Genomic DNA, 25,239 nt, shown 5'->3' with positions numbered 1-25,239 from the left:
CACGACGTGGAGCGCAAAAGAGAGTCCCCCTTCTTCACGGCCGGACGGTCGGACGGCCGGACTGCCGGACCGGGGAGATCCGCCGTACGACGGCAGCAGAAGGCTCCGGTACGAGCAGAGCCCGAGCTGAGCCCCGCTCCCCGTGAACGCAGGTGTTCCCCCGGTCATCGAGCGATGTGCGCGCGACCACGGATTGGTCAAGATCCGGTAAGGCGCGGCGATACCTTACGCATACACGGATCGCGCAGTACAGAGCGTTATGCCGGGGTCGCGCAGCGTTGGCCTGAACCTTTCGCGGCGTTCTGTCGGCCGGGTCGACCGGCAATGTGTGGCTTCACCATGGGGAACTTGTGCGTTCCCTGTGTGTCTTCTGTGGTGACGCACGGGAGATCCGTGGTCGGAGACGACCGGTTTTCGACCCGGTGGGCCGTGTGGGTGGCGGAGCCCGGCCGCGGGCCGGGAGGGTCGCGCCCGGGCATAAAAAATCCCCCGGATAATTGCGTCCGGGGGATTTCTGCGGGTATATTCAATGGTTCGTGACTTCGCAAAACCGCAGTCACGAAAAGCTTTGTGGGCACAGTATATCCGGGCGGGAGCGGAATTGTCAAACACCGAATTTCCAGACGATGAATTGCGTCGCGAGCAGGAATTCATCGACGGACTGTACGCGCGCGTCGACGTGCTGCGCGGTGACACCGAGACCTCGGTCGGGGACGCGCTCGCGCAGGGTGACAAGCCCATGCAGGCCCGGCTGGAGCGGGACATCCTGGTCGCGGAGCGGTCGGGGCTGCTCGCCGCGCTGAACGCCGTCGACGGCTCGCTCTGCTTCGGGCGGATCGATCTCGCGAGCGGTACGACCCACCACATCGGCCGGATCGGCCTGCGCGCGGACGACGCCGAGCACACCCCGGTGCTGATCGACTGGCGCGCCGACGTCGCCCGGCCGTTCTACCTGGCCACCGGGCACACCCCGATGGGGCTGCGGCGGCGCCGGCACATCGCCACCGAGGGCCGTACCGTCACCCATCTGCACGACGAGATCCTCGACCTCGGCGACGCCACCCGCACCGGACACGAGGACCACAACGGCGACGCCGTGCTGCTCGCCGCGCTGAACTCGGCGCGCACCGGCCGGATGGGCGACATCGTGCGCACCATCCAGGCCGACCAGGACCGGATCATCCGGGCGCCGCACCGGGGCGTGCTGGTCGTGGAGGGCGGACCCGGCACCGGCAAGACCGCCGTGGCCCTGCACCGGGCGGCGTACCTGCTCTACGAGCACCGGGAGCTGCTGGCCCGCCGCGCCGTGCTGATCGTCGGGCCCAACCCGGCCTTCCTCGGCTACATCGGCGAGGTGCTGCCCGCCCTCGGCGAGACCGGTGTCCTGCTGGCCACGGTCGGCGAGCTGTTCCCCGGGGTGAGGGCCACCGCCACCGACACCCCCGAGGCGGCCGCCGTCAAGGGGCGCGCGGACATGGCGGAGGTGCTCGCCGAGGTGGTCCGCGACCGGCAGGCGCTGCCCGACCCCGTCCTCGCGATCGAGCACGACCGCGAGGTGCTGATGCTGGACGACGGCCTGGTGGGCGTCGCCCGCGAACGCACCCGCGCCGCGAAGCTGCCGCACAACGCGTCCCGCGAGTACTTCGAGGGCCACATCCTCAACACCCTCACCGAGCTGTACGCCGAGCGGGTCGGCACCGACCCCTACGACGGCAGCAGCCTGCTCGACGCCTCCGACATCACCCAGATCCGCGACGAGCTGGCCGAGAACCCCGAGGTCTGGTCCGCCATCGACCGGCTGTGGCCCCGGATCACCCCGGAGCGGCTGGTCGCCGACTTCCTGGCCGAGCCCGAGGGGCATCTCGGCGACGCGGACGCCGATGCGATCCGCCGCCCGGTGACCCGCGCCTGGACCGTCGCCGACGTGCCGCTGCTGGACGAGGCCGCCGAACTCCTCGGCGAGGACGACCGGTTCGCCCGCGTCCGTGCCGATCGCGAGCGCGCGACACAGATCGCGTACGCGCAGGGCGTGCTGGACGTGTCCTACGCGTCGCGGACGTACGAGTTCGAGGACAAGGAGGACGGCGACCCGGACGGCTCGGAGGTGCTGTCCGCGCACGACATCATCGACGCGGAGCGGTTCGCCGAGCGGCAGGAGGAGGCGGACCACCGCAGCGCGGCGGAGCGGGCGGCGGCCGACCGGACCTGGGCGTTCGGGCACATCATCGTGGACGAGGCGCAGGAGTTGTCGCCGATGGCCTGGCGGCTGCTGATGCGGCGCTGCCCGACCCGCTCGATGACCCTGGTCGGCGACCCCGCGCAGACCGCGGAGGCGGCCGGGGTCGGCTCCTGGTCGAAGATCCTCGCGCCCTATGTCGAGGACCGGTACGAGCACACGCGCCTCGGCGTCAACTACCGCACCCCGTCCGAGATCATGGACCTCGCCGCGGCCGTGGTCCGCGCCGAGCACCCGGACTTCCGGCCGCCCAGCTCGGTGCGCTCCACCGGGGTACGGCCCTGGGTGCGGCGGGCGGGCGACGACCTGCCCGGCGTGGTGGCCAAGGCCGTCGCCGAACTCGCGCCGGTGGAGGGCAGGCTGGCGGTCATCGCGCCGCGCCGGCTGCACCGGTCGATCGCCGCCCGCCTGGACGGCGTCACCGCCGGCGCCGAACCCGACCTCACCCGGGCGGTCGTGCTCCTGGACGCGCGCCAGTCCAAGGGCCTGGAGTTCGACTCGGTCCTCGTGGTCGAACCGGCCGCGTACGGCACCAGCGACCTCTACGTCGCCCTGACCCGCGCCACCCAGCGCCTGGGCGTCCTGCACACCGGCGAGCTGCCGCGGGCGCTGGCCCGGCGGGACGAGTAGCGCACGCTAGGCCGGTCGCAGCCACACCGTGGCCAGCGGGGGCAGGGTCAGGCGGACGGCGGCCGGGTGGCCGTGGGCGTGCTGGGGTTCGGGCTTCAGGGGGCCCGGATTGGTCACTCCGCTGCCGCCGTAGGCGAGGTCGTCCGTGTTCAGGACCTCCGCCCAGGCCGACACGGAGTCGGGGACCCCGATGAGGTAGTCCGGGCGGACGACGGGGGAGAAGTGGCAGACGGCGAGCAGGGGTGAGCCGGCGGCGTCGTGGCGCAGGAAGGCGAGCACGTTGTCGGACGCCGAGTCGCCGCTGATCCAGGCGAAACCCGAGGGGTCGGTGTCACGCTGCCACAGCGCCGGGGTGGCCCGGTAGCGGGCGTTCAGATCGCGGACCAGGTCACGGACGCCCCGGTGGTCGGGGGCGGCGGGATACGACGGGTCGAGCAGCCACCAGTCGGGTCCCGCGGCCTCGGACCACTCCGCGCCCTGGGCGAACTCCTGCCCCATGAAGAGGAGTTGCTTGCCGGGGTGGGCCCACATGAAGGCCAGGTAGGCCCGCAGGTCGGCGCGCCGCCGCCACCAGTCGCCCGGCATCTTGGCGACCAGGGAGCCCTTGCCGTGCACCACCTCGTCGTGGGATATCGGCAGGACGTAGTTCTCGCTGTACGCGTACACCATGGAGAAGGTCAGCTCGCCGTGGTGGTAGGCGCGGTGCACGGGGTCGTGCGCCATGTACTGGAGCGAGTCGTGCATCCAGCCCATGTTCCACTTCAGGCCGAAGCCCAGGCCGCCGAACCCGCTCGGACCCTGGAGATGGGTCGGCCGGGTCACCCCGTCCCAGGCGGTGGACTCCTCGGCGATGGTCACCACGCCCGGGCAGCGCCGGTAGACCGTGGCGTTCATCTCCTGGAGGAAGGCGACCGCGTCCAGGTTCTCCCGGCCGCCGTGCTCGTTCGGCCGCCAGCCGCCCGGCTCGCGCGAGTAGTCGAGGTAGAGCATGGAGGCGACCGCGTCCACCCGCAGCCCGTCCACATGGAACTCCTCGCACCAGTACAGGGCGTTGGCCACGAGGAAGTTGCGCACCTCGCGCCGGCCGAGGTCGAACTCCAGCGTGCCCCAGTCGGGATGCGCGGCCCGCAGCGGATCGGGGTGCTCGTACAGCGGCCGCCCGTCGAACTCGGCGAGCGCCCACGCGTCGCGCGGGAAATGGGCCGGCACCCAGTCCATCAGCACCCCGATCCCGGCCTGGTGCAGCCGGTCCACCAGGTACTTGAAGTCGTCCGGGGTGCCCAGCCGGGCCGTCGGCGCGTAGAAGCCGGTGACCTGGTAGCCCCAGGAGCCGCCGAAGGGGTGCTCCGCGACCGGCATCAGCTCCACATGGGTGAAGCCCATCTCCGTGACGTAGGCGGTGAGTTGGTCGGCCAGTTCGCGGTAGGTCGCGCCGGGGCGCCAGGAGGGGAGGTGGACCTCGTACACCGAGAACGGCGCCTCGTGCACCGGAGTGTCCCCGCGGTGCGCCATCCACTCCGTGTCGCCCCACTCGTGGTGCGAGGCGTGCACGACCGACGAGGTGGCCGGCGGCGCCTCGGTGCGGCGGGCCAGCGGGTCGGCGCGCTGGGAGTGCGAGCCGTCCGGGCGGGTGATCTCGAACTTGTACAGCTCGCCCTCGCCGACGCCCGGCACGAACAGCTCCCAGACCCCGAGGAACCGAGCGAGCGCATCGGGGAGCCGGTGCCGTCCCAGAAGTTGAAGCTTCCCGTGACCCGGACGCCCCGCGCGTTCGGCGCCCACACCGCGAACCGGGTGCCGCGCACCCCCTGCCGGGTCAGGATGTGCGCGCCGAGCGCCCGCCACAGCTCCTCGTGCCGGCCCTCGCCGATCAGATGCAGGTCCAGTTCGCCGAGCGTGGGCAGGAAGCGGTAGGCGTCCGCCGACTCGTGGACCGAGTCGCCGTACGCCACCCGCAGCCGGGTCTCCTCCGGTACGGCCCCCGCGGGGAGCAGTCCGGAGAAGAAACCGTCGCCGTCGTCGCGCAGTTCGGTGTGCGCCGGACCGTGGACGACGGTGACCGCGCGGGCGTGCGGGCGCAGGGCGCGGTAGGCCACCCCGCCCGCCACCGGGTGGGCGCCCAGCACGGAGTGCGGGTCGTGGTGGGTGCCGGCCAGCAGTCGTGCGCGGTCCTCGGCTCCCATGGTGGGATCGGGCTGGTGCTTCTTCGACGTCACGAGCGAGTCTCCGGGGCGAGAGTCGGGTCAGTGAGGGTCGGACACGGCGAGGCGGCGGATCGCCGACAGCGGTACGGGCAGCCAGTCGGGGCGGTGGCGGGCCTCGTACACCACCTCGTAGACGGCCTTGTCGGTCTCGAAGGCGCGCAGCAGGACCGGATCGGTGCGCGGATCGGCGCCGGACACCTCCGCGTACCCGGAGCAGTAGGCCGCCCGGCAGTCGTGCGCCCACCGCTCGGGCGCCGAACTCGCCGCGCGGGCCGCGTAGTCGAAGGAGCGGAGCATCCCCGCGATGTCCCGCACCGTCGGCTGCGGCAGCCGCCGCTCGGCGAGCGGCCGGGCCGGCTCCCCCTCGAAGTCGATCAGCGACCAGTCGCCGGACGGGGCGCGCAGGCACTGCCCGAGATGGAGGTCGCCGTGGACGCGCTGGGCGGTCCAGGTGCGGCCCCCGGCGGCCAGTTCGGCGAGCGCGGTGTACGCCGAGCGCAGCCCCGGCTGGTACGGCAGCAGCGCCGGTACGGCCTGCACCGCCGCCGCCAGCCGTTCGGTCATCCCGGCCACCAGCGGCCCGAGTTGGGCGGGGCCGAGGGTGACCGTCGGCAGGGCGCGGGCCAGCGCGGTGTGCACCTCGGCCGTGGCCCGGCCCAGCGCCCGCGCCTCCAGGGTGAAGTCCTGGCCCTTGGCCAGCTCGCGCAGCGCCAGCTCCCAGCCGTCGGCGGCCCCGCTCACGAAGGGCTGCAACACCGCGAGTGCGTACGGCTGTTCGTCCAGGTCGGCGTGCAGCCACGCGGTCGGCGCGGGTACCCGGGAGCAGCCCTCGCGGGCCAGCGCCAGCGGCAGCTCCAGGTCGGGGTTGACGCCGGGGACGACCCGGCGGAACAGCTTGAGAATAAACGTATCTCCATAGACCACCGAGGAGTTGGACTGCTCGGCGGACAGCATCCGGGCCACCAGGTGGGGCCGGATCTCCTGCCGCGGGTCCCGCTCGAAGCGCAGCCCGGCGATGCGGGCCCCGGTGCGCAGGGCCTCCAGGAGCACCTCGGCGGGCCGGCGGTCGTACAGGGCGTCGTACACCGTGCGTCCGGCGAGCGGGCCCTCGGTCACATGGCCGATCAGCGCGGGCGCCAGCCGGGGCGGCAGCGCCTCGCGCGCGCCTATCAGGAGCTGGTAGCAGTCACCGGGGTGCGTGGTCTCCGGTGGCTGATGGACGCGCAGGAGAACGTGGTACAGGTCCAACCTGCCGTTGGATGGCAGGAGTTGGGTCACGGCCACGGGGGTGAACCCGGTGACCGGTCGGCCCTTGCCCGCGAACCAGCGCTGCCGGGGCAGCCAGTCGCGGAGCAAGGGGGCCAGTGAATCGAGGGTGGTGCTCGCCGAAGGGGTGACCGCTTCCGTCACGGGCGTCACGTCCTTTCCCCGGATCTGGTCGGGGTGTCACTGTCGCGTGCCCCGGTCGGGGCGGTGGAAACGCTCCGCCGCCCCGTTCGGCGGGACTACACCGGGTCGTGGCGCAGCCGGAACCAGTAGAAGCCGTGCCCCGCGAGGGTCAGCAGGTACGGCAGTTCGCCCACCGCGGGGAAGCGCACCCCGCCGAACAGCTCGACCGGATGCCGTCCGCCGAAGCGGCTCAGGTCGAGCTCGGTGGGCTGGGCGAAGCGGGAGAAGTTGTGCACGCACAGCACCAGGTCGTCCTCGTACTCGCGCAGGAAGGCGAGTACCGCCGGGTTGGAGGAGTGGAGTTCGTCGTAGGAGCCGAGTCCGAAGGCGGGGTTCTGCTTGCGGATCTCGATCATGCGCCGGGTCCAGTGCAGCAGCGAGGACGGCGAGGACATCGACGCCTCGACGTTGGTGACCTGGTAGCCGTAGACCGGGTCCATGATCGTGGGCAGGAAGAGCCGCCCCGGATCACTGGACGAGAAGCCGGCGTTGCGGTCCGGTGTCCACTGCATGGGGGTGCGGACGGCGTCGCGGTCGCCGAGCCAGATGTTGTCGCCCATGCCGATCTCGTCGCCGTAGTAGAGGATCGGCGAGCCGGGCAGGGACAGCAGCAGGGCGGTGAACAGCTCGATCTGGTTGCGGTCGTTGTCGAGGAGGGGTGCGAGGCGGCGGCGGATGCCGATGTTGGCCCGCATCCGCGGGTCCTTGGCGTACTCCGCCCACATGTAGTCGCGTTCCTCGTCGGTGACCATCTCCAGGGTCAGCTCGTCGTGGTTGCGCAGGAAGATGCCCCACTGGCAGCCCGAGGGGATCGCGGGCGTCTTGGCGAGGATCTCGGAGACCGGGTGGCGCGATTCCCGGCGGACGGCCATGAAGATGCGCGGCATGACCGGGAAGTGGAACGCCATGTGGCACTCGTCGCCGCCGCTCGGGAAGTCCCCGAAGTAGTCGACCACGTCCTCGGGCCACTGGTTGGCCTCCGCCAGCAGCACGGTGTCCGGGTACTGGGTGTCGATCTCCTTGCGGACCCGTTTGAGGAACTGGTGGGTCGCGGGCAGGTTCTCGCAGTTGGTGCCCTCGCGCTGGTACAGGTACGGCACCGCGTCCAGGCGGAACCCGTCGATGCCGAGATCCAGCCAGAACTTCAGTGCGGAGATCATCTCCTCCTGCACCGCCGGGTTCTCGTAGTTGAGGTCCGGCTGGTGCGAGAAGAAGCGGTGCCAGTAGTACTGCTTGCGTACCGGGTCGTACGTCCAGTTGGACGCCTCGGTGTCCACGAAGATGATGCGGGCGTCCCTGTACTGCTTGTCGTCGTCGGCCCAGACGTAGTAGTCGCCGTAGGGGCCGTCGGGGTCCTTGCGGGACTCCTGGAACCACGGGTGCTGGTCGCTGGTGTGGTTCATGACGAAGTCGATGATCACGCGCATGCCGCGCTGGTGGGCGGCGTCCACGAACTCCACGAAGTCGGCGAGGTCGCCGAACTCGGGGAGCACCGCGGTGTAGTCGGAGACGTCGTAACCGCCGTCTCTGAGGGGTGACTTGAAGAACGGGGGCAGCCACAGGCAGTCCACGCCGAGCCACTGGAGATAGTCGAGCTTGGCGGTCAGGCCCTTGAGGTCGCCGACGCCGTCGCCGTTGCTGTCCTGGAAGGAGCGGACCAGGACCTCGTAGAAGACGGCTCGCTTGAACCAGTCCGGGTCCCGGTCCCGGGCGGGAGTGTCCGCGAAGGTGTCCGGGACGGGCTCATTGACGATCATGTGGTGGGTGACCCTCCGATCTGCGGGTTGGACGGTCGCAGGACGGTGAAGACGTGCGCCGGGCGCCGGCCCGGTTCGAGGCGCACATAGTTGGCCCTGCCCCAGTGGTAGGTCTCGCCGGTCAGCTCGTCGCGCACCGGCACCGTCTCGTGCCATTCCAGGCCGAGTCGCGGCATGTCCAACGAGACCGTGGCCTCCTGGGTGTGGTGGGGGTCGAGGTTGGCGACGACCAGAACCGTGTTCGATCCCGCACGCTTGGAGTAGGCGATCACCGCGTCCTGGTCGGCATGGTGGAAGTGCAGGTCGCGCAGCTGCCGCAAGGCGGGGCTGCGCCTTCTGACGGCGTTCAGCCGGGTGAGGAGCGGCGCGATCGTACGGCCCTCACGCGCGGCCGATTCCCAGTTGCGGGGCCGTAGTTGGTACTTCTCGGAGTCGCGGTACTCCTCGCCGCCGGGGCGCAGCGGGGTGTTCTCGCACAGTTCGTAGCCGCTGTAGATGCCCCAGGCGGGGGAGAGGGTGGCGGCGAGCACGGCCCGGACCTCGAAGGCGGGCCGGCCGCCGTGCTGGAGGTGGCCGGGCAGGATGTCGGGGGTGTTCGGGAAGAGGTTGGGCCGCATGTAGGCGGCCGCCTCTCCCGTCAACTCGCCCAGGTACTCGGTGAGTTCCTGCTTGGTCTCGCGCCAGGTGAAGTAGGTGTACGACTGCTGGAAGCCGATCTGCGCGAGGGTGTGCATCATGGCCGGGCGGGTGAACGCCTCCGCCAGGAAGATCACGTCCGGGTCCTTGCCGTTGATCTCGGCGATGACCCGCTCCCAGAACACCACCGGCTTGGTGTGCGGGTTGTCGACCCGGAAGATCCGCACCCCGTGGTCCATCCAGTGCCGCAGCACCCGCACCGTCTCCGCGACCAGCCCGTCCATGTCGGCGTCGAAGGCGATCGGGTAGATGTCCTGGTACTTCTTCGGCGGGTTCTCCGCGTAGGCGATCGTCCCGTCCGGCCGGTGGTGGAACCACTCCGGGTACTTGTGCACCCAGGGATGGTCCGGGGAGCACTGGAGCGCGAAGTCCAGGGCGATCTCCAGGCCCAACTCCCTTGCCTCGCCGACGAAATGGTCGAAGTCGTCGAGGGTGCCGAGGTCCGGGTGGATCGCGTCGTGCCCGCCCTCCGGGGAACCGATCGCCCAGGGCACCCCGACGTCGTCGGGACCGGCACCGAGCGTGTTGTTGGGGCCCTTGCGGAAGGTGGCGCCGATCGGGTGGACCGGCGGCAGATACACGACGTCGAAACCCATCTCCGCGATCGGCCTCAGCCTGCGGGCCGCCGTACGGAACGTACCGTGCGGCCGCTCGGCGGTCCCCTCGCTGCGGGGGAAGAACTCGTACCAGGAGCCGTACAGCGCCCGCTCCCGCTCCACCAGCAGCGGCATCGGGTCCGAGGTCGTGACCAACTCCCGCAGCGGGTAACGGTCCAGGACCTCACGCACGGGGGGCCGTAGCGCCTGTGCGAGCCGCCAGGCGGCCGGGCGTTCCTCGTCCCGCAGGGCGGCCGCCGCGTCCAGGACCGTGCGCCGGTGGGTCTTGGGGACCCCGGCGGCGGCGCGCTCGTACAGCCGGGCGCCCTCCTCCAGTACCAGTTCCGTGTCCAGACCGGCGGGGATCTTGATCCCGGCGTGGTGCCGCCAGGTGGTGAGCGGGTCGGCCCACGCCTCGACCGTATACGTCCAGCGGCCGGGCGGGCCCGCCGTGACGGTGGCGCCCCAGCGGTCGGTGCCCGGGGCGAGTTCCCGCATCGGCGTCCAGGGGCCCGGGCGGCCCCTGGCGTCGCGCAGCACCACATCGGCCGCCACCGCGTCGTGCCCCTCGCGGAACACGGTGGCCGAGACCTCGAACGACTCCCCGGTCACCGCCTTGGCGGGCCGGCGTCCGTGCTGGACCACGGGCCGTACATCGAGGACCGGGATGCGGCCGACGGCGGTTTTCTGCCTTTTCGGCGTCCCGGCGGGGGACTTGGCGCGCTTTCTGGCCTGCGGCCTCTTCGCCGCCGCCGCGGACGGGTCGCCCTGGGGTGGGGCGGCGCCCGGCGGGGGCGACGACGAGGTGCGCTCGGCTGCTGACGAGTGGTGCGTGGCGGGCATGACCGCTCCTGTCCGCGTCAACGTGGGATGACCAGGGGAGGTGGGTCCTGCGGGCGGTGCTGGGTGATGCCTGTGGGGTGGGTACCGGTGGAGCCTTCCCATCCTTTTCGGGTGGGCAATCCGGAACTTTGTTAACTACTCGCGCGTATGTCCACCCACCAGACCGGCCCACTTGTACGGGTGCCCCGGGGCCGCCGCTCCACGCCCGACACCCCCGCCGGGACGTCCCCACCGACGCTCCGGTAACCACTACCGTCGAGAGGACGACGAGACGTACGGCGCCGTACGTCTCACCCCGTAACGCGCCCGCCGAGGTGGCATGTGAAGGCGATCCGTCGTTTCACCGTCCGTCCCGTCCTCCCCGAACCCCTCCGGCCGTTGAGCGAGCTGGCGCACAATCTGCGCTGGTCATGGCATGCGGAGACGCGCGATCTGTTCCAGTCCGTGGACCCGGAGGCATGGGCCGGCGCCGGGTGCGACCCGGTGCGGCTGCTGGGCCGGGTGCGGCCCGCGCGGCTCGCCGAACTCGCCGGGGACCGGCGCTTCCGGCGCCGGCTGAACGCGGCCGCGGACGACCTGGACGACTATCTGACCGGCGACCGCTGGTATCAGGCGCAGCCCGAGGGGCTGCCCCGCGCCGTGGCTTATTTCTCCCCCGAGTTCGGCATCACGGCCGCTCTGCCGCAGTACTCGGGGGGTCTCGGCATCCTCGCCGGAGATCATCTGAAGGCGGCCAGCGATCTCGGCGTGCCCCTCGTCGGGGTCGGACTGCTGTACCGGCACGGGTACTTCCGGCAGACCCTCTCCCGCGACGGCTGGCAGCAGGAGCACTACCCGGTGCTCGACCCCAACGAGCTGCCCCTCACCCCGTTGGCGGAGGCCGACGGGACGCCCGCGCGCGTCTGTCTGGCGCTGCCCGGCGGGCGGACCCTGAACGCCCGGATCTGGCTGGCACAGGTCGGCCGGGTGCCGCTGCTGCTGCTCGACTCGGACGTGGAGGAGAACGACCTCGGCGCCCGCTCCGTCACCGACCGGCTCTACGGCGGCGGCAGCGAGCACCGGCTGCTCCAGGAGATGCTGCTCGGCATAGGAGGTGTCCGGGCGGTGCGCGCGTACGGCCGGCTCACCGGGCACCCGGAACCGGAGGTGTTCCACACCAACGAGGGGCACGCGGGCTTCCTCGGCCTGGAGCGGATCGCCGAACTGTGCGCGCGGGGGCTGGACTTCGACGCGGCCCTCGAAACGGTGCGCGGCGGCACGGTGTTCACCACCCACACCCCGGTCCCGGCCGGCATCGACCGCTTCGAACGAGACCTGATCGCCCGGCACTTCGGCCCGGACGCCGAGCTGCCCGCCATCGAGACGTCCCGCATCCTCGCGCTCGGCATGGAGACGTACCCGGGCGGCGAGCCGAACCTGTTCAACATGGCCGTGATGGGGCTCCGGCTGGCCCAGCGCGCCAACGGGGTGTCGCTGCTGCACGGACAGGTCAGCCGGGAGATGTTCGCCGGGCTGTGGCCGGGATTCGACTCCGAGGAGGTGCCGATCACCTCCGTGACCAACGGGGTGCACGCCCCCACCTGGGTGGCCCCCGAGGTGCTGCGGCTCGGCGCCCGGAAGATCGGCACCCAGCGGGCCGAGGACGCCCTCGCCGTCGGCGGCTCCGAGCGCTGGGACTCGGTGGCGGACATCCCGGACCAGGAGATCTGGGAGCTGCGCCGCACCCTGCGCGAACAACTGGTGCTGGAGGTGCGCGAGCGGCTTCGGGCGTCCTGGCGCCAACGCGGGGCGGGCAACGCCGAGTTGGGCTGGATCGACGGGGTGCTCGACCCGGACGTCCTCACCATCGGGTTCGCGCGGCGCGTGCCGTCGTACAAGCGGCTGACGCTGATGCTCCGCGACCGGGACCGGCTGCGGGAGCTGCTGCTGCATTCCGAGCGGCCGGTGCAGCTGGTGGTGGCGGGCAAGGCGCATCCGGCTGACGACGGCGGCAAGCGGCTGGTGCAGGAGCTGGTCCGGTTCGCGGACGAGGCCCGGGTGCGGCACCGGATCGTCTTCCTGCCCGACTACGGCATGGCGATGGCGCAGAAGCTCTATCCGGGCTGCGACGTCTGGCTGAACAACCCGCTGCGCCCGCTGGAGGCGTGCGGCACCTCCGGGATGAAGGCGGCGCTCAACGGCTGCCTCAACCTCTCGGTGCGGGACGGCTGGTGGGACGAGTGGTTCCGGCCGGACTTCGGCTGGGCCATCCCGACCGCGGACGGCACCGGCACGGACGCGGAGCGGCGCGACGACATCGAGGCCGCGGCCCTGTACGACCTGCTGGAGCGGCGGATCGCCCCGCGCTTCTACGAGCGCGGCCGGGGCGGGCTGCCCGACCGCTGGATCCAGATGGTCCGCCAGACCCTCACCCTGCTCGGCCCCAAGGTGCTGGCCGGGCGCATGGTCCGCGAGTACGTGGAGCGGCTCTACGCCCCGGCCGCCCGCTCCCACCGCGCGCTGACCCCGGACACCGCGGGGGAGCTGGCCGGGTGGAAGGCGCGGGTGCGCGGCGCCTGGCACGAGGTGAGCGTCGACCATGTGGAGACGACCGAGACGACGGCCACGGCGGAACTGGGGACGACGATCGGACTGCGGGTGCGCGTCGGGCTCGGCGCGCTGACCCCGGACGACGTCGAGGTCCAGGCGGTCTCCGGACGGGTGGACGCGCAGGACCGCATCACGGACGCCGCGATCGTCCCGCTGAAGCCGGCCGGCACCCCCGACCTGGAGGGCCGCCGCCTCTACGAGGGCCAGCTCTCCCTCGACCGCACCGGCCCCTTCGGCTGCACGGTCCGCATCCTCCCCGCCCACCGGCTGCTCGCCGCGGCGGCGGAGGTGGGCGTGGTGGCCCTGCCGGCGGAGGACGCGGGCCAGGGGGCGGGGGTGCTGCTGCGGTAGCCGAGGGGACGCGGGCGGTGCCGGGGCGAAGGCCGGGCGTGGCGGTGCCGGGGCGAGAGCGGGGCGTGGCGGTGCCGGGGCGAGAGCGGGGCGTGGCGGTGCCGGTTCAGTCCGCGTCGTAGGCGGCGCACATCTTCTTCAGCACCGCCCCGCACCGCCGCGCGTACGCGTGCTGGAGCCCGCGGGTCGCCGGGCCGCCCGCCCGCGCGTACCACTTGGCCGGTCTGCTGAAGGCGGCGACGGTGAGCCAGACCGTGCCGTCGCCGGTGCGGTCTATGAGGAAGACCTCCTCGCCGCATTCGGGATGGCTCTCCAGGGTGCCGTAGGCCCAGCCCGCGCGGCGGGGTTCCTCGGCGGTCCAGATGACCCGGCAGGGCGCCTTGACCATGCCGGCCAGCGTGACCGTGACATCCACGCCGGGGGCGGCGCGGTCGGCGCTGGCGTCTATGCCCACGCCGAGCGCGCGGTGCATCTCCCAGGTCAGGACCGCCTCGGCGGCCCGGCCGAAGACCTGCTGGCCCTCGCCGAGACGCGTGCGCACCAGCATCGGGCGGAACCCGGGCGGGCAGAAGGACAGGTCGTCGCGGGTCGCTCCGACCGGTTCGTACGTGAAGGGTGCCGAGGACATGGGGCACAAGAGTAGGGCGGCACCCGGAGGAGATCCGCTCCGGGTGCCGCCCTCTTCACAACCCTGCCCTCGTCACCGCCGCGCGGGGGTCAGTTGACGTTGACCGCCGACCAGGCCGCCGCCACCGCCTTGTACTCGGCGCTGGAGGAGCCGTACAGGGCGGACGCCGCGGACAGCGTGCCCGTACGCGCCGACTTGTAGTTGGTGGTCGACGTGAAGTACGTCGTCAGCGCCTTGTACCAGATCTGGAGCGCCTTGTCCCGGCCGATGCCGGTGACCGTGGAGCCGTTGGACGTCGGGGAGTTGTACGACACCCCGTTGATCGTCTTCGCGCCGCTGCCCTCGGACAGCAGGTAGAAGAAGTGGTTGGCGACGCCGGACGAGTAGTGGACGTCCAGGTTGCCGACCGAGGAGGACCAGGAGTCCGCCGAGCCGCCGTCCTTGCTGGGCTTGTCCATGTAGCGCAGCGGGGTGCCGTCGCCGTTGATGTCGATCTTCTCGCCGATGAGGTAGTCGCCCTTGTCGGACGCGTTGTTCGCGAAGAACTCCACACCGGTGCCGAAGATGTCCGAGGTGGCCTCGTTCAGACCGCCGGACTCGCCGCTGTAGTTGAGGCCCGCGGTGTTGGAGGTGACACCGTGGCTCATCTCGTGGCCGGCCACGTCCAGCGCGGTGAGCGGGTGGTTGTTGCCCTCGCCGTCGCCGTACGTCATGCAGAAGCAGCTGTCGTCCCAGAACGCGTTCACGTACTGGCTGCCGTAGTGCACCCGGGAGTACGCGCCGACACCGTTGTTCTTGATGCCGCTGCGCCCGAACGTGCTCTTGTAGAAGTCCCAGGTCTCCTGGGCGCCGTAGGCGGCGTCCGCGGCGGCCGTCTGGTCCGTGGTGGAGCTGGACGCCTTGCCGGTGCCCCAGACGTTGTCCGCGTCGGTGAACAGCGAGCCCTTGCCGGACGTCTTGTGCGCCAGGTTGTAGGTGCTGTGGCCGCCGCGGCTGGCGTCGGTGAGCTGGTACGACGAGCCCGACTGGGTGGTGGTCAGGCTCACGGAGCCCGAGTACAGGGTCTTGCCGGTGCCGGTCGCGTTCTCGATGCCCTGGTACTCGAAGAGCTTCTTGCCCGAGGCCGCGTCGGTGATGACGTGCAGCTGGTTCGGGGTGCCGTCGTCCTGGAGGCCGCCGACGACCGTCTCGTAGGCGAGGACGGGGGTGCCGGAGCCGGCCCAGATCACCTTGCGGGCGCCGTCCGCGGTGGACTTGGCCGAGCCGAGGGACTTGGCGGCGGACACGGCCTGCTTCTCGGCCTTGGCCGGGGTGAGCTTCGGCGTGAGCGAGGCGACCTTGATGGTGGCCTTGGTCGCCTTGGTGACGCCCTCGGTCTTGCCGGACTTCGCGGTGTGGACGACCAGGTCGCCACCGAGGACCGGCAGGCCCGCGTAGGTGCGCTCGTAGCGGGTGTGGACCGTGCCGTCGACGTCCTTGACGACGTCCTTGACGACCAGCTTCTCCTTGGCGCCGAGACCTATCTGCTGCGCGGTCGCCGGAGCGTCCGCCTGCGCCTGCTTGATCAGCGAGGTGTGGGCGGCGGCGGTCAGCGCGCTGGGCGCCGCGGCCAGCGGCTTGGCGGCGGCCGGGGTCTGGGCGGCCGAGGCGCTGGTGGCCAGACCGGCGGAGATGAGGGCTCCGGCGGCGACGGCGGTGGCGATGGCCAGGGTGGTGCGCTTGTGACGCGCGTAGAGGGGGCTCACGCAAGCTCCTTCGTGGGGGAGGCCGGCCAGCGTGGGGTTACTGGCCGGGTAGTTCGCTGTGAAGCTGCTGTGCTGCTTGCGGCGTGGAGAGAGAGTGACACCCAGGGCGCGTACATGTCATGACCCTGAAGTGATGTTGGCTCGAAAGTGACGTCTGGGGAAATGTTGCAGTGGTGTGAACAAGTGACGGCTGAGTGGATTGCGTCTCTCAACTACCTTGCGTTTCATGCAACTTGGGAGCCGATTTGCAGGAATGCCGCATTCCGTTCGTCTCTTGATGTCGTGCCGTGTGTGGCCTGATATAGGTCACGGCTGGGGGGCGTCTCCGTGCCAGGTCCGCCAGAGGGCCGCGTAGGTGCCGCCGGCCGCCACCAGTTCGTCGTGGGTGCCCAGTTCGGCCAGCCGGCCGTGTGCCAGCACCGCCACGCGGTCCGCGTCATGGGCGGTGTGCAGCCGGTGGGCCACGGCGATGACGGTGCGGCCGCGCAGGACGGCGGCGAGGGCGCGTTCGGTGTGGCGGGCGGTCGCCGGGTCGAGGAGGGCGGTCGCCTCGTCCAGGATCAGGGTGTGCGGGTCGGCCAGCACGACCCGGGCCAGGGCGAGTTGCTGGGCCTGGGGACCGTCGGTCGGGTACCCGCCGGCACCCAGGCGGGCACCGAGGCCGTCGGGCAGCCCACGCACCCATCGCTCGGCGCCGACGGCACGGAGCGCGGCCCACAACTCGGCGTCGGTGGAGGCCGGCTCGGCGATACGGAGGTTGTCGCGGACCGACCCGAGGAAGACGTGGTGCTCCTGGGTGACGAGGACGACCTGGCGGCGCAGCACCTCCGGCGCGAGCGGCGGGGCGGCGGGTCGGGGCTCCAGCGATTAACGGGGGCCGGGGGCGCGTGGGCTCAGCCCAAAATGCCTCGGTCGTAGGCCGCCGCCACCGCGGCCGCGCGGTCCTTGGCGCCCAGCTTGGTGTAGAGGTGGGTGAGATGGGTCTTGACCGTGGCCTCGCTGATGAAGAGTTCGCGGGCGATCTCGCGGTTGGAGGTGCCCCGGGCGACCAGGGTGAGGACCTCGCGTTCGCGGGCGGAGAGGGGCTCGTTGCCGGGGGCCGGGGTACGGACGGCCCGGACGAGGCGGGAGGCGACGGCGGGGGAGAGGACGGTACGGCCCTCGGCGGCGGCCCGGACGGCGGTGAACAGCTCGTCGCGCGGGGCGTCCTTGAGGAGGTAGCCGGTGGCGCCCGCCTCGATCGCGGGGAGCGTGTCGGAGTCGGTGTCGTACGTGGTGAGGACCAGGACCTTGGCGCGGGCCCCGCGGCGGGTCAGCTCGCGGATCGCGGCGACGCCGGAGCCGCCCGGCATGCGCAGGTCCATCAGGATCACATCGGGGTCGAGCTCGGCCGCCCGCGCGACCGCCTCGGGGCCGCTCGCGGCCTCGCCCAGCACCCGGAAGCCGGGCGCGGCGCCGGACGCGGCGCCGGACGCGGACTCGAACATGCCGCGCAGACCGTCCCGGACGACCGGGTGGTCGTCGACGATCAGCAGCGTGATGAGGGGTTCAGTGGTCATCGCGGACCAACGGTACGCGAGCCGACACCGCGGTTCCGTGCCCCGGTTCCGACTCGACGGCGAGGCCGCCCGCGATCCGCTCGGCACGCGCCCGCATCCCCGCCAGGCCGAAGCCCCCCGCGTGGCTGCGGGCGGGGACGGCGGCCGGATCGAAGCCGGTGCCGTCGTCGCGGATGTCCAGGATCACCTCGTCGCCCAGATAGGTCAGGGTGACACCGAGACGGGTCGCGCGGGCGTGCCGGGCCGCGTTGGACAGCGCCTCCTGGGCGATCCGCAGCAGCGTCGCCGAGACCTCCTCGTGCAGCGACTCGGCGGTGCCGGTGACGGTGAACTCGGCCCGCGCGCCGGTGCGTTCGCCCCAGTCGGCGACCAGCTTCTTCAGCGCCTCCGGCAGCCCGGCGGCGGCCAGTTCGACGGGGGCGAGATTGTGCACGGAGCGACGGGCCTCGCCGAGGCTGTGCCGGGCGAGGGAGGAGGCGCGCTCCAGGTGGGTGCGGGCGGTGGCCAGATCCGTCGCGCCCGCGACCACCTGGAGCTGGGCGATGATGCCGGTCAGACCCTGCGCGATGGTGTCGTGGATCTCCGCGGCGAGCCTGCGCCGCTCGTCCGCGACGCCCGCCTCCCGCGCCTGCACCAGCAACTGCGCGTGCAGGGCCGCGTTCTCGTCCAGCGCCTGCTGCAACGCCGCGTTGGTGCGCTCCAGTTCGTCGATGGTGCCGGCCTGGTCCTCGATGCGCCGCTGCTCCTGGTCGGCGAACCGGAAGAACAGACCGACCAGGCCGACGTTGGTGCAGAAGACCGCCGCGAAGATCACCCACATCAGCGGCCCGTGCGGCGGCATCCCGCCGATCTCGCTGCCGGCCATGGTCACCGCGGTCATGAGCAGCCCGAGCGGCATCAGCCGGCGCGACAGATGCAGGCTGGAGCTGTAGTAGCCGACGGCCGCGTAGATCCCGAAGAACGGGTTCAGCCAGGTCAGCGCGAACGCCATCGCCCAGCGCACGAAGTAGAGGACCGCGGTGACGCGGCTCGGCCCCGGTGTGTCCGACGTCACCCGCCGCCACGACAGCTGGAGCAGCAGCGCGGCGGCCACCAGGGCGCCGGCCGCCTCCGTCTCGCCCCGCGACATCCCGATCGCACGGGCCGAGGCGCCCGCCGTCACCAGGCCCACGGCGAGCAGCGCGTAGGGCCCCCAGCGGTCGAAGGAGGCCCTGCGCTGGGGCCCGGTCGCGTGCGTCATGCACCCAGTGTCCGGCACGGCCGCACTCACTCCCAGCGGAACCAGCGGGCCGCCCCCGCCGTGAGCAGCACCGCCCACAGCGCGAGCACCCCCAGGTGCTCCCAGCCGGGCCAGTCGCCCGCGGCCGCCTGGTTCAGGGCCTCGGCCGCCGCCCCGAAGGGGGTGAAGCCCACCACCCGGGCCAGCGTGTGCGGCATGTTCTGCACCGGCAGCCACACCCCCGCGCAGAACATCATCGGGAAGAACACCGCCGATCCGATCGCCCCCGCGATCTTCGTGGTCCGCGACAGCGCCGACAGGACGGAGCCGAGGGCGAGCGAGGCCGCCGCCGCGAGCAGCAGCGCCAGCAGATAGCCGCCCGGCTGCTCGGGCAGCCGTACGCCGAACCCCAGCCGGCCGACCGCCAGCGCGAGCAGCGCGGAGGCCAGCGCCACCCCGCCCTGCACCGTCATCTGCGCGGTCAGCAGCGCCACCGGTCGCACCGGGGTGGCCGACATCCGGCGCAGGATGCCCCGCTCCCGGTACCCGGTGAGCACCTGCGGCAGCGACTGCGCCCCGCACATCAGCAGCGCGATCAGCACGGCCACCGGCACATAGGCGTCGATCGGCCGCAGCCCGCCCATCGACCTGTCGGCCTCCCGGAACGAGGGGATCGAGCCGAGGATCGCCAGCAGCAGCGTCGGGAAGAGGAACATCCAGAACACGGCGGCCGGTTCGCGCCGGAACAGCCGGAACTCGGTGCGCAGAACGGCGGAGTTCATGCCGTGGCCTCCTGGGTCAGGTCGAGGAACGCGTCGTCGAGGGTGGCGTCCACGACGCGGAGCTGATGGGCGGTGACGCGGTGCCGGGCGAGCAGGGTGAGGACCGCGTCGACGGTCTCGTCGGTGCCGGACAGGGTGAGCCGGCCGTTCTGGTCCTCGACCGAGACGAGCGCGGGGAGCGCGGCCAGCTCACGCTCGTCCAGCGGCGCCGACGGGGTGAAGCTGATGACGGTGGCGCCCGCCGAGCGGCGGATCAGCCCGGCCGGGGTGTCCAGGGCGGCCACCCGCCCCTTGTCGATCACCGCGATCCGGTCGCACAGCCGCTGCGCCTCCTCCATGAAGTGGGTGACGAGCAGCACGGTGACCCCGCTCGCGCGGACGTCCTCGATCAGCTGCCAGGTGTCCCGGCGGGCCCGCGGGTCGAGCCCGGTGGTCAGCTCGTCGAGGACCACGATCCGGGGGCCGCCGATCAGCGCCAGCGCGATGAACAGCCGCTGCTGCTGGCCGCCGGACAGCTTCCCGAACCGGGTGCCGAGCCGGTCGGTCAGGCCCAGCCGCTCGGCCAGCGGCCGCCAGTCGGCGGGCCGCGGATAGAACGCGGAGTACAGCTCCAGCGCCTCGCGCACGGTCAACTTGACCTGGATCTCGCTCTGTTGCAGCTGCGCGCCGAGGATCTTGGCGACCTCCGCGTGGTCGGCGACCGGATCGAGCCCGGCGACCCGGATCCGGCCGCCGTCGGGGACCCGCAGGCCCTCGACGCACTCGACGGTGGTGGTCTTGCCGGCGCCGTTCGGGCCGAGAATCCCGAAGATCTCGCCCTCCTCGACGGCGAAGGAGACGCCGTCCACGACGGGCCGGCCGCCGTACGACTTGCGCAGATCGGTGACTTCGATGACGGATGGCATGCATCGAGAATCCCGTCCGGGCGGGGCCCGGCACATCGGCCGGCCCGCTCGAAGGCGCATCAGCCGATCGGTTGATGCGGGGGTACGACCCGACGCGGGACCGGGGGTACGACCTGATGCGGGACCGGGGGCACGGCCCGACGCCGGACCGGGAGTACGGCCCGACGCGCGACCGGGGGCGTAGGACCAGCGGCGGAGGGGGGCCGGGCCAAAACTCGGTGGGCGCCGCCGGTGCCGGTCCGTACGCTCGCCTGTGATGCCCACGACACGTGCAACCACCCAGGACAGATCCGCCGTACGCAGCCTGTCGCGGCTGTGGCCCTATGTGCGGCCGGTGCGCGCGCGGCTGCTCGTCGCGGCCGTCGTCGCCATCGTCGCCTCCTGTACCGGCCTGGTGATCCCGCTCGTCCTGAAGTGGATGGTGGACGGCCCGGTGGCCGACCGGGACCCGGCGGGGGTCTGGCTCGGCGCGCTGTACCTGCTGCTGCTCGGGATCGCCGAGGCCGTGCTGTTCGGCATCCGGCGCTGGCTCGTGGCCCGGCCGCTGTCACGCGTCGAGGCGGGGATGCGGGCCGACCTGTACCGGCGTCTCCAGCGGCTGCCCGTCGCCTTCCACGACCGGTGGGCATCCGGTCAGCTGCTGTCGCGGGGCACCACCGATCTGATGCTGCTGCGCATGTTCCTCGCCTTCCCGCTGACGTTCCTGCTGGTCAACGGCGTCACCATCCTGGTCGGCGTGGCCATCATGCTGGCCCAGGACTGGCTGCTCGGGCTGGTCGTGCTGGTGCCCGCGGTGCCGGTGCTGTGGACCTGCGTGGTCTTCGAGGGGCGGTACGCGCGAGTGGCGCGGCGGGCCCAGGACCAGGTGGGGGACCTGACCACCCTGGTCGAGGAGAGCGTGCTCGGCATCCGCATCGTCAAGGGCTTCGGCCGCCACCGCAGCCAGGCGCGGGCCTTCGAGGCCCTCTCCGCGGACCTGCGCGGGACCGAACTGCACAAGGCGCGGCTGCTGGCCACGATCTGGGGCGTCATCGTCACCCTGCCGGAGGTGGCGATCGGGGCGGCGCTGGTGCTGGGCGTGATCCAGGTCGCCGACGGCGACCTCTCGGCGGGGACGCTGGTGGCGTTCCTCAGCACGGCGCTCGCGCTGCGCTGGCCCGTGGAGTCCATCGGGTTCCTGCTGGCGATGAGCCAGGAGGCGGCCACGGCCACGGAGCGGTACTTCGAGGCGATGGACGAGGCACCCGAGGGGGACGGTGCCGATGCCGAGACCCGCCCGCGTGACCCGGCAGCCGATCCTGCCCCGGCACCCGGTCCCGCCCCGGCGCGCGAGGCCGTGGCCGGGCTCCGCTTCGAGAACGTCCGGTTCCGCTACCCCGACGCCGCCCCGGACTCCCCGGCCCTCCTCCAGCACATCGACCTCCACATCCGCCCCGGCGAATCCATGGCCCTCGTCGGCGCCACCGGCAGCGGCAAGACCACCCTCACCGCGCTCGTCCCGCGCCTCCACGAGATCACCTCGGGCCGGATCACCCTGAACGGCGTCGACATCACCGCCATGCCCCGCGAGGAACTGCGCGCGAAGGTCGCCGTCGCCTTCGAGGAACCCACCCTCTTCTCCACCACCGTCGGCGAGAACGTCCTCATGGGCGCCCCGGACGGCGCCGGCGAGGACGACCTCGACCGCGCCCTCGCCATCGCCCAGGCCGAGTTCGCGCACGCGCTCCCGGAGGGCACCGGCACCCGCGTCGGCGAGCAGGGCCTCAGCCTCTCCGGCGGCCAGCGGCAGCGGCTCGCCCTTGCCCGGGCCGTCGTCGGGCGCCCGGAGTTCCTGGTCCTCGACGACCCGCTGTCCGCGCTGGACGTGCACACCGAGGCCGCCGTGGAGGCCGCGCTGCGCCGGGTGCTCGCGGACACCACCGCGCTGATCGTGGCCCACCGCCCCTCCACCGTGCTGCTCGCCGACCGGGTGGCGCTGCTCTCCGGCGGCCGGATCGCGGCCGTCGGCACGCACCAGGAACTGCTGCGCGGCAACGCCGAGTACGCACACCTCATGTCCGGCGAGGAGGACTCCCGTTGACCGCCACGAGCCCCGACAACCCGTTCGACCAGGACCTCCTGCCCTCCCCGCCCGGCGCCACCGCCGCCCTGCTGCGCTCGCTGCTCGCCCCGATGCGGGCCCGCGTCGCCCTGACCACCGCCCTGCTGCTGCTCCAGCAGGCCGCCGCCCAGGTCGGCCCGCTGCTGGTGGCGTACGCCATCGACCGTGCCGTACCCGCCTTCCGGGACCACCGGTACGGACCGCTGATCGCGGTGGGCGCCGGCTATCTGCTGTGCGCGCTGCTCTCCGGCGGGCTCCAGGTCGCGTTCGTACGGCAGTCCGCGCGGGTCAGCCAGGACGTCCTGCTCGATCTGCGCGGGCGGATCTTCCGGCACGCGCAGGCGCTGAGCGTCGACTTCCACGAGCGCTACACCTCCGGGCGGCTGATCTCCCGCTCCACCACCGATGTGGAGTCGCTGCGGGAGCTGCTGGAGGAGGGGCTCCAGGAACTGGTGACGGTCGTCCTGTCCTTCGTCTACATCGCGGCCGTGCTGCTGTGGCTGGACCTCGGGCTCGGCGCGGTCGCGGTGGGCTCGTTCGTCCCGCTGTACTTCCTGGTCCGGCTCTACCAGCGGCGCGCGGGACGGGTGTTCCGGGCGCGGTCCACGGCGATCGCGGCGGTGATCGTGAAGTTCGTGGAGACCATGAACGGCATCCGCCCGGTGCGCGCCTTCCGCCGGGAGGCGGCCAACGACGCCGCGTTCGCCGAGCTGAACCGCGCCCACGAGCGGACCAACGGGGACTCGCTCCTGGAGATGGCCCGCTATGTGGTGGGCTCCCGGCTGGTCGCCAACACGGCGGTCGCGGGCATCGTGCTCTGGGGCGCCTACCGGGTGGCGGACGGCTCTCTCGAACTGGGTGTGCTGGCCGCGGCCGTGCTGTATCTGCGCCGCCTGTACGACCCGATCGACCGGCTCGGGATGTTCCTGAACTCCTACCAGTCGGCCGCCGCGTCCCTGGAGAAGATCGCCGGGCTGCTCGCCCAGACGCCGTCCGTGCCCGAGCCGCTCACCCCGGGCGAACTGCCGCCCTCCCGTGCCGACTTCCCCGGCCGCGAGGTGCGGTTCGACCAGGTCCGCTTCGCCTACCGCACCGGTGGCGAGGTGCTGCCCCGCTTCGACCTGACCCTGCCCGCCGGGCAGACGGTCGCGGTGGTCGGCTCCACCGGCGCGGGCAAGTCCACCCTGGCCAAGCTGCTCGCCCGCTTCTACGACCCCACCGAGGGGCGGGTGCTGCTCGACGGGGTGGACCTGCGCGACCTGCCCACGGCCGAACTGCGGCGCGGGGTGGTGATGGTGACCCAGGAGGCGTTCCTGTTCTCCGGGACCGTCGCGGACAACATCGCGATCGGCCGCCCGGACGCCACCAGGGCGGAGATCGAGCGGGCCGCGAAGGTGATCGGCGCGCACGAGTTCATCAGCGCGCTGCCCGACGGCTACGACACCGACGTACGCAAGCGCGGCGGCCGTATCTCCGCGGGCCAGCGCCAACTGGTCGCCTTCGCGCGGGCGTTGCTCGCCGACCCGGCCGTCCTCATCCTGGACGAGGCCACCAGCTCCCTGGACATCCCCGGCGAACGGGCCGTCCAGCGCGCCATGTCCACCGTCCTGCGCGGCCGCACCGCCGTGGTCATCGCCCACCGCCTGTCCACCGTGGAGATCGCCGACCGCGTCCTGGTGATGGCCGACGGCCGCGTCGTCGAGGACGGCCGCCCCGCCGAACTCATCGCGGGCACGGGCAAGTTCGCCGACCTTCACAAGGCATGGCAGGACAGCCTGGCCTGACCGGAGCACCCATGACCTGGCCGCACGCCACCTCCGTCGACACGCCCCGGCTGCGCCTCGAACCGCTGCGGGTCGCACACGCGGCGGAGGCCGTCGCGTTCCTCGACGACGTACGACTGCACACCTGGACCGGCGGCACGCCCGCGCCCCTGGCGGAGCTGGCGGCCCGGTACCGGCGCCAGTGCGCCGGGCACTCCCCGGACGGCCGGTACGGCTGGCTGAACCGGATGCTGCGCCGGCGCGCGGACGGCCGGCTCGTCGGCACCGTGCAGGCCACCCTCTCCCGTCCGGACGAGGGTGGCACCGAGGCCGAACTCGCCTGGGTGATCGGCGTCGACCACCAGGGCGCGGGTTACGGGCGCGAGGGCGCGCGGGCCATGGCCGGCCGGCTGGGTGCCCACGGGGTGGACCGGCTCATCGCGCACATCCACCCCGGGCACGAGGCGTCGACGGGCGTCGCCCGGGCGCTCGGGCTGCGTCCGACGGACCGGACCCTCGACGGCGAGATCCGCTGGAGCGACCGGCCCGCCTGACCGGCCCGCCCGGCCATCCGACTCGACTGGTCCGCCTGACCTACCCGTCCGGCCCGTCCGGCCGGTCCCGGTGGCAGCTCAGCCGCCGGCGGGCGCGCCCGCCGAGAGGGAGCCCACCGAGTAGGTCTCGTAGATCTCCAGCAGGTCCTCGTCCTCCGGCACGTCCGTCCGGTCGTACGTCTCCCGGCAGACCAGGGCGGTCAGCCGGGCCAGTTCACGCAGGCCCGGGAAGGACGAGTCCGTCACGAAGCGGGTCCGGTGGTCCGCCGCCCGGCCGGGCAGGCGGGACAGGAACTGCTCCGCCGTGTCGTCGGCCGCGGCCTGCCGGAAGCCGTCCGGGGCGGTACCGGTCCGCTCCTCGCCCCGCACGCAGTGCATGCCCAGGGTCGGCACGGACCGGCACGCCCCCACCAGCCGTCGCCGGGCGTCCGCCGGCAGCTCCAGCCAGGAGGTGAGCCCGGCCGTCCCGCCCAGCGCGGCGGCCGCCACCCGCTCCGCCGCCTCGGCCCGCTCCCCGCTCACGGCCAGGGTCGTCAACTGACCCGGTGCGGAAGGGGTCCAATCGGTGACGCAGATGATCTCGTCGGTTGCTGCCTGACGCACGCCTCGTCCTTGCCTCGTTGAGTTCGAGG

The 25,239-nt window shown here is 72.4% G+C and carries 15 protein-coding genes and 2 pseudogenes; 5 read left to right on the top strand and 12 right to left on the bottom strand.

The window, feature by feature from the left end; all coding sequences use genetic code 11:
- Window positions 1–631 precede the first annotated feature (631 nt).
- The gene (locus tag GHR20_RS11520; protein ID WP_243878004.1) at window positions 632–2,866 is read left to right on the top strand and encodes an AAA family ATPase; all 2,235 of its coding nucleotides are present in this window, start codon (window positions 632–634) and stop codon (window positions 2,864–2,866) included.
- A 6-nt stretch (window positions 2,867–2,872) separates the two neighbouring features.
- On the opposite strand, the pseudogene glgB reads toward GHR20_RS11520, so the two are convergent.
- From glgB to GHR20_RS11500, 4 genes and pseudogenes are all read right to left on the bottom strand, one after another.
- Window positions 2,873–5,049, bottom strand: a pseudogene (gene glgB, locus GHR20_RS11515) (1,4-alpha-glucan branching protein GlgB).
- A 60-nt stretch (window positions 5,050–5,109) separates the two neighbouring features.
- Window positions 5,110–6,480, bottom strand: coding sequence for a maltokinase (locus GHR20_RS11510; RefSeq protein WP_194858866.1), 1,371 nt, complete (start codon window positions 6,478–6,480; stop codon window positions 5,110–5,112).
- Between the two features lie 95 nt (window positions 6,481–6,575).
- The gene (gene treS, locus GHR20_RS11505; protein ID WP_153813114.1) at window positions 6,576–8,276 is read right to left on the bottom strand and encodes a maltose alpha-D-glucosyltransferase; all 1,701 of its coding nucleotides are present in this window, start codon (window positions 8,274–8,276) and stop codon (window positions 6,576–6,578) included.
- Entirely contained in the window at window positions 8,273–10,411 is a 2,139-nt protein-coding gene (locus GHR20_RS11500) for an alpha-1,4-glucan--maltose-1-phosphate maltosyltransferase (RefSeq protein ID WP_153813113.1), read from the bottom strand. Before GHR20_RS11500 ends, treS begins: the two co-directional genes overlap by 4 nt.
- Window positions 10,412–10,732: 321 nt before the next feature.
- Between GHR20_RS11500 and glgP the strand changes: the two genes are divergently transcribed.
- The gene (gene glgP / locus GHR20_RS11495) at window positions 10,733–13,351 is read left to right on the top strand and encodes an alpha-glucan family phosphorylase (protein WP_153813112.1); all 2,619 of its coding nucleotides are present in this window, start codon (window positions 10,733–10,735) and stop codon (window positions 13,349–13,351) included.
- Between the two features lie 106 nt (window positions 13,352–13,457).
- On the opposite strand, the gene GHR20_RS11490 is transcribed toward glgP, so the two are convergent.
- The 7 genes and pseudogenes from GHR20_RS11490 to GHR20_RS11460 form a co-directional block, all read right to left on the bottom strand.
- Window positions 13,458–13,979: a DUF1990 domain-containing protein gene (locus GHR20_RS11490; protein ID WP_111586826.1), complete on the bottom strand. Its 522-nt coding sequence runs from the start codon at window positions 13,977–13,979 to the stop codon at window positions 13,458–13,460.
- An 89-nt stretch (window positions 13,980–14,068) separates the two neighbouring features.
- A complete protein-coding gene (locus GHR20_RS11485) occupies window positions 14,069–15,724 on the bottom strand; it encodes a M4 family metallopeptidase (RefSeq protein WP_153813111.1) in 1,656 nt (551 codons plus the stop codon).
- A 306-nt stretch (window positions 15,725–16,030) separates the two neighbouring features.
- Window positions 16,031–16,555, bottom strand: a pseudogene (locus tag GHR20_RS11480) (ABC transporter ATP-binding protein); the annotation flags it as partial.
- A gap of 62 nt (window positions 16,556–16,617) precedes the next feature.
- Window positions 16,618–17,283: a response regulator transcription factor gene (locus tag GHR20_RS11475; protein WP_148027472.1), complete on the bottom strand. Its 666-nt coding sequence runs from the start codon at window positions 17,281–17,283 to the stop codon at window positions 16,618–16,620.
- Window positions 17,273–18,523: a sensor histidine kinase gene (locus tag GHR20_RS11470; RefSeq protein WP_153813110.1), complete on the bottom strand. Its 1,251-nt coding sequence runs from the start codon at window positions 18,521–18,523 to the stop codon at window positions 17,273–17,275. The genes GHR20_RS11475 and GHR20_RS11470 overlap by 11 nt, the downstream gene beginning before the upstream one ends.
- Window positions 18,524–18,549: 26 nt before the next feature.
- Complete coding sequence (locus tag GHR20_RS11465) at window positions 18,550–19,284, bottom strand: ABC transporter permease (RefSeq protein ID WP_111586832.1); 735 nt, start codon at window positions 19,282–19,284, stop codon at window positions 18,550–18,552.
- A complete protein-coding gene (locus GHR20_RS11460; protein WP_194858865.1) occupies window positions 19,281–20,189 on the bottom strand; it encodes an ABC transporter ATP-binding protein in 909 nt (302 codons plus the stop codon). The genes GHR20_RS11465 and GHR20_RS11460 overlap by 4 nt, the downstream gene beginning before the upstream one ends.
- Window positions 20,190–20,445: 256 nt before the next feature.
- On the opposite strand from GHR20_RS11460, the gene GHR20_RS11455 reads away from it, so the two are divergent.
- The 3 genes from GHR20_RS11455 to GHR20_RS11445 are packed head-to-tail and all read left to right on the top strand — an operon-like array spanning window position 20,446 to window position 24,607.
- Window positions 20,446–22,269: an ABC transporter ATP-binding protein gene (locus tag GHR20_RS11455; RefSeq protein ID WP_153813109.1), complete on the top strand. Its 1,824-nt coding sequence runs from the start codon at window positions 20,446–20,448 to the stop codon at window positions 22,267–22,269.
- Window positions 22,266–24,074 carry an ABC transporter ATP-binding protein gene (locus GHR20_RS11450; RefSeq protein WP_111586835.1) on the top strand — a complete coding sequence of 603 codons (1,809 nt, stop codon included), beginning with the start codon at window positions 22,266–22,268 and terminating at the stop codon, window positions 24,072–24,074. The genes GHR20_RS11455 and GHR20_RS11450 overlap by 4 nt, the downstream gene beginning before the upstream one ends.
- An 11-nt stretch (window positions 24,075–24,085) precedes the next feature.
- On the top strand, window positions 24,086–24,607 hold the full coding sequence (locus tag GHR20_RS11445) for a GNAT family N-acetyltransferase (RefSeq protein WP_153815935.1): 522 nt from the start codon (window positions 24,086–24,088) through the stop codon (window positions 24,605–24,607).
- Between the two features lie 78 nt (window positions 24,608–24,685).
- On the opposite strand, the gene GHR20_RS11440 is transcribed toward GHR20_RS11445, so the two are convergent.
- On the bottom strand, window positions 24,686–25,210 hold the full coding sequence (locus GHR20_RS11440) for a hypothetical protein (protein WP_153813108.1): 525 nt from the start codon (window positions 25,208–25,210) through the stop codon (window positions 24,686–24,688).
- Between the last annotated feature and the right edge of the window lie 29 nt (window positions 25,211–25,239).

Source organism: Streptomyces sp. SUK 48 (genome assembly GCF_009650765.1).
GTDB lineage: Bacteria > Actinomycetota > Actinomycetes > Streptomycetales > Streptomycetaceae > Streptomyces.
The sequence above is the reverse complement of the archived record's forward strand: the minus strand, read 5'-3'. Positions and strand labels throughout refer to the sequence as shown.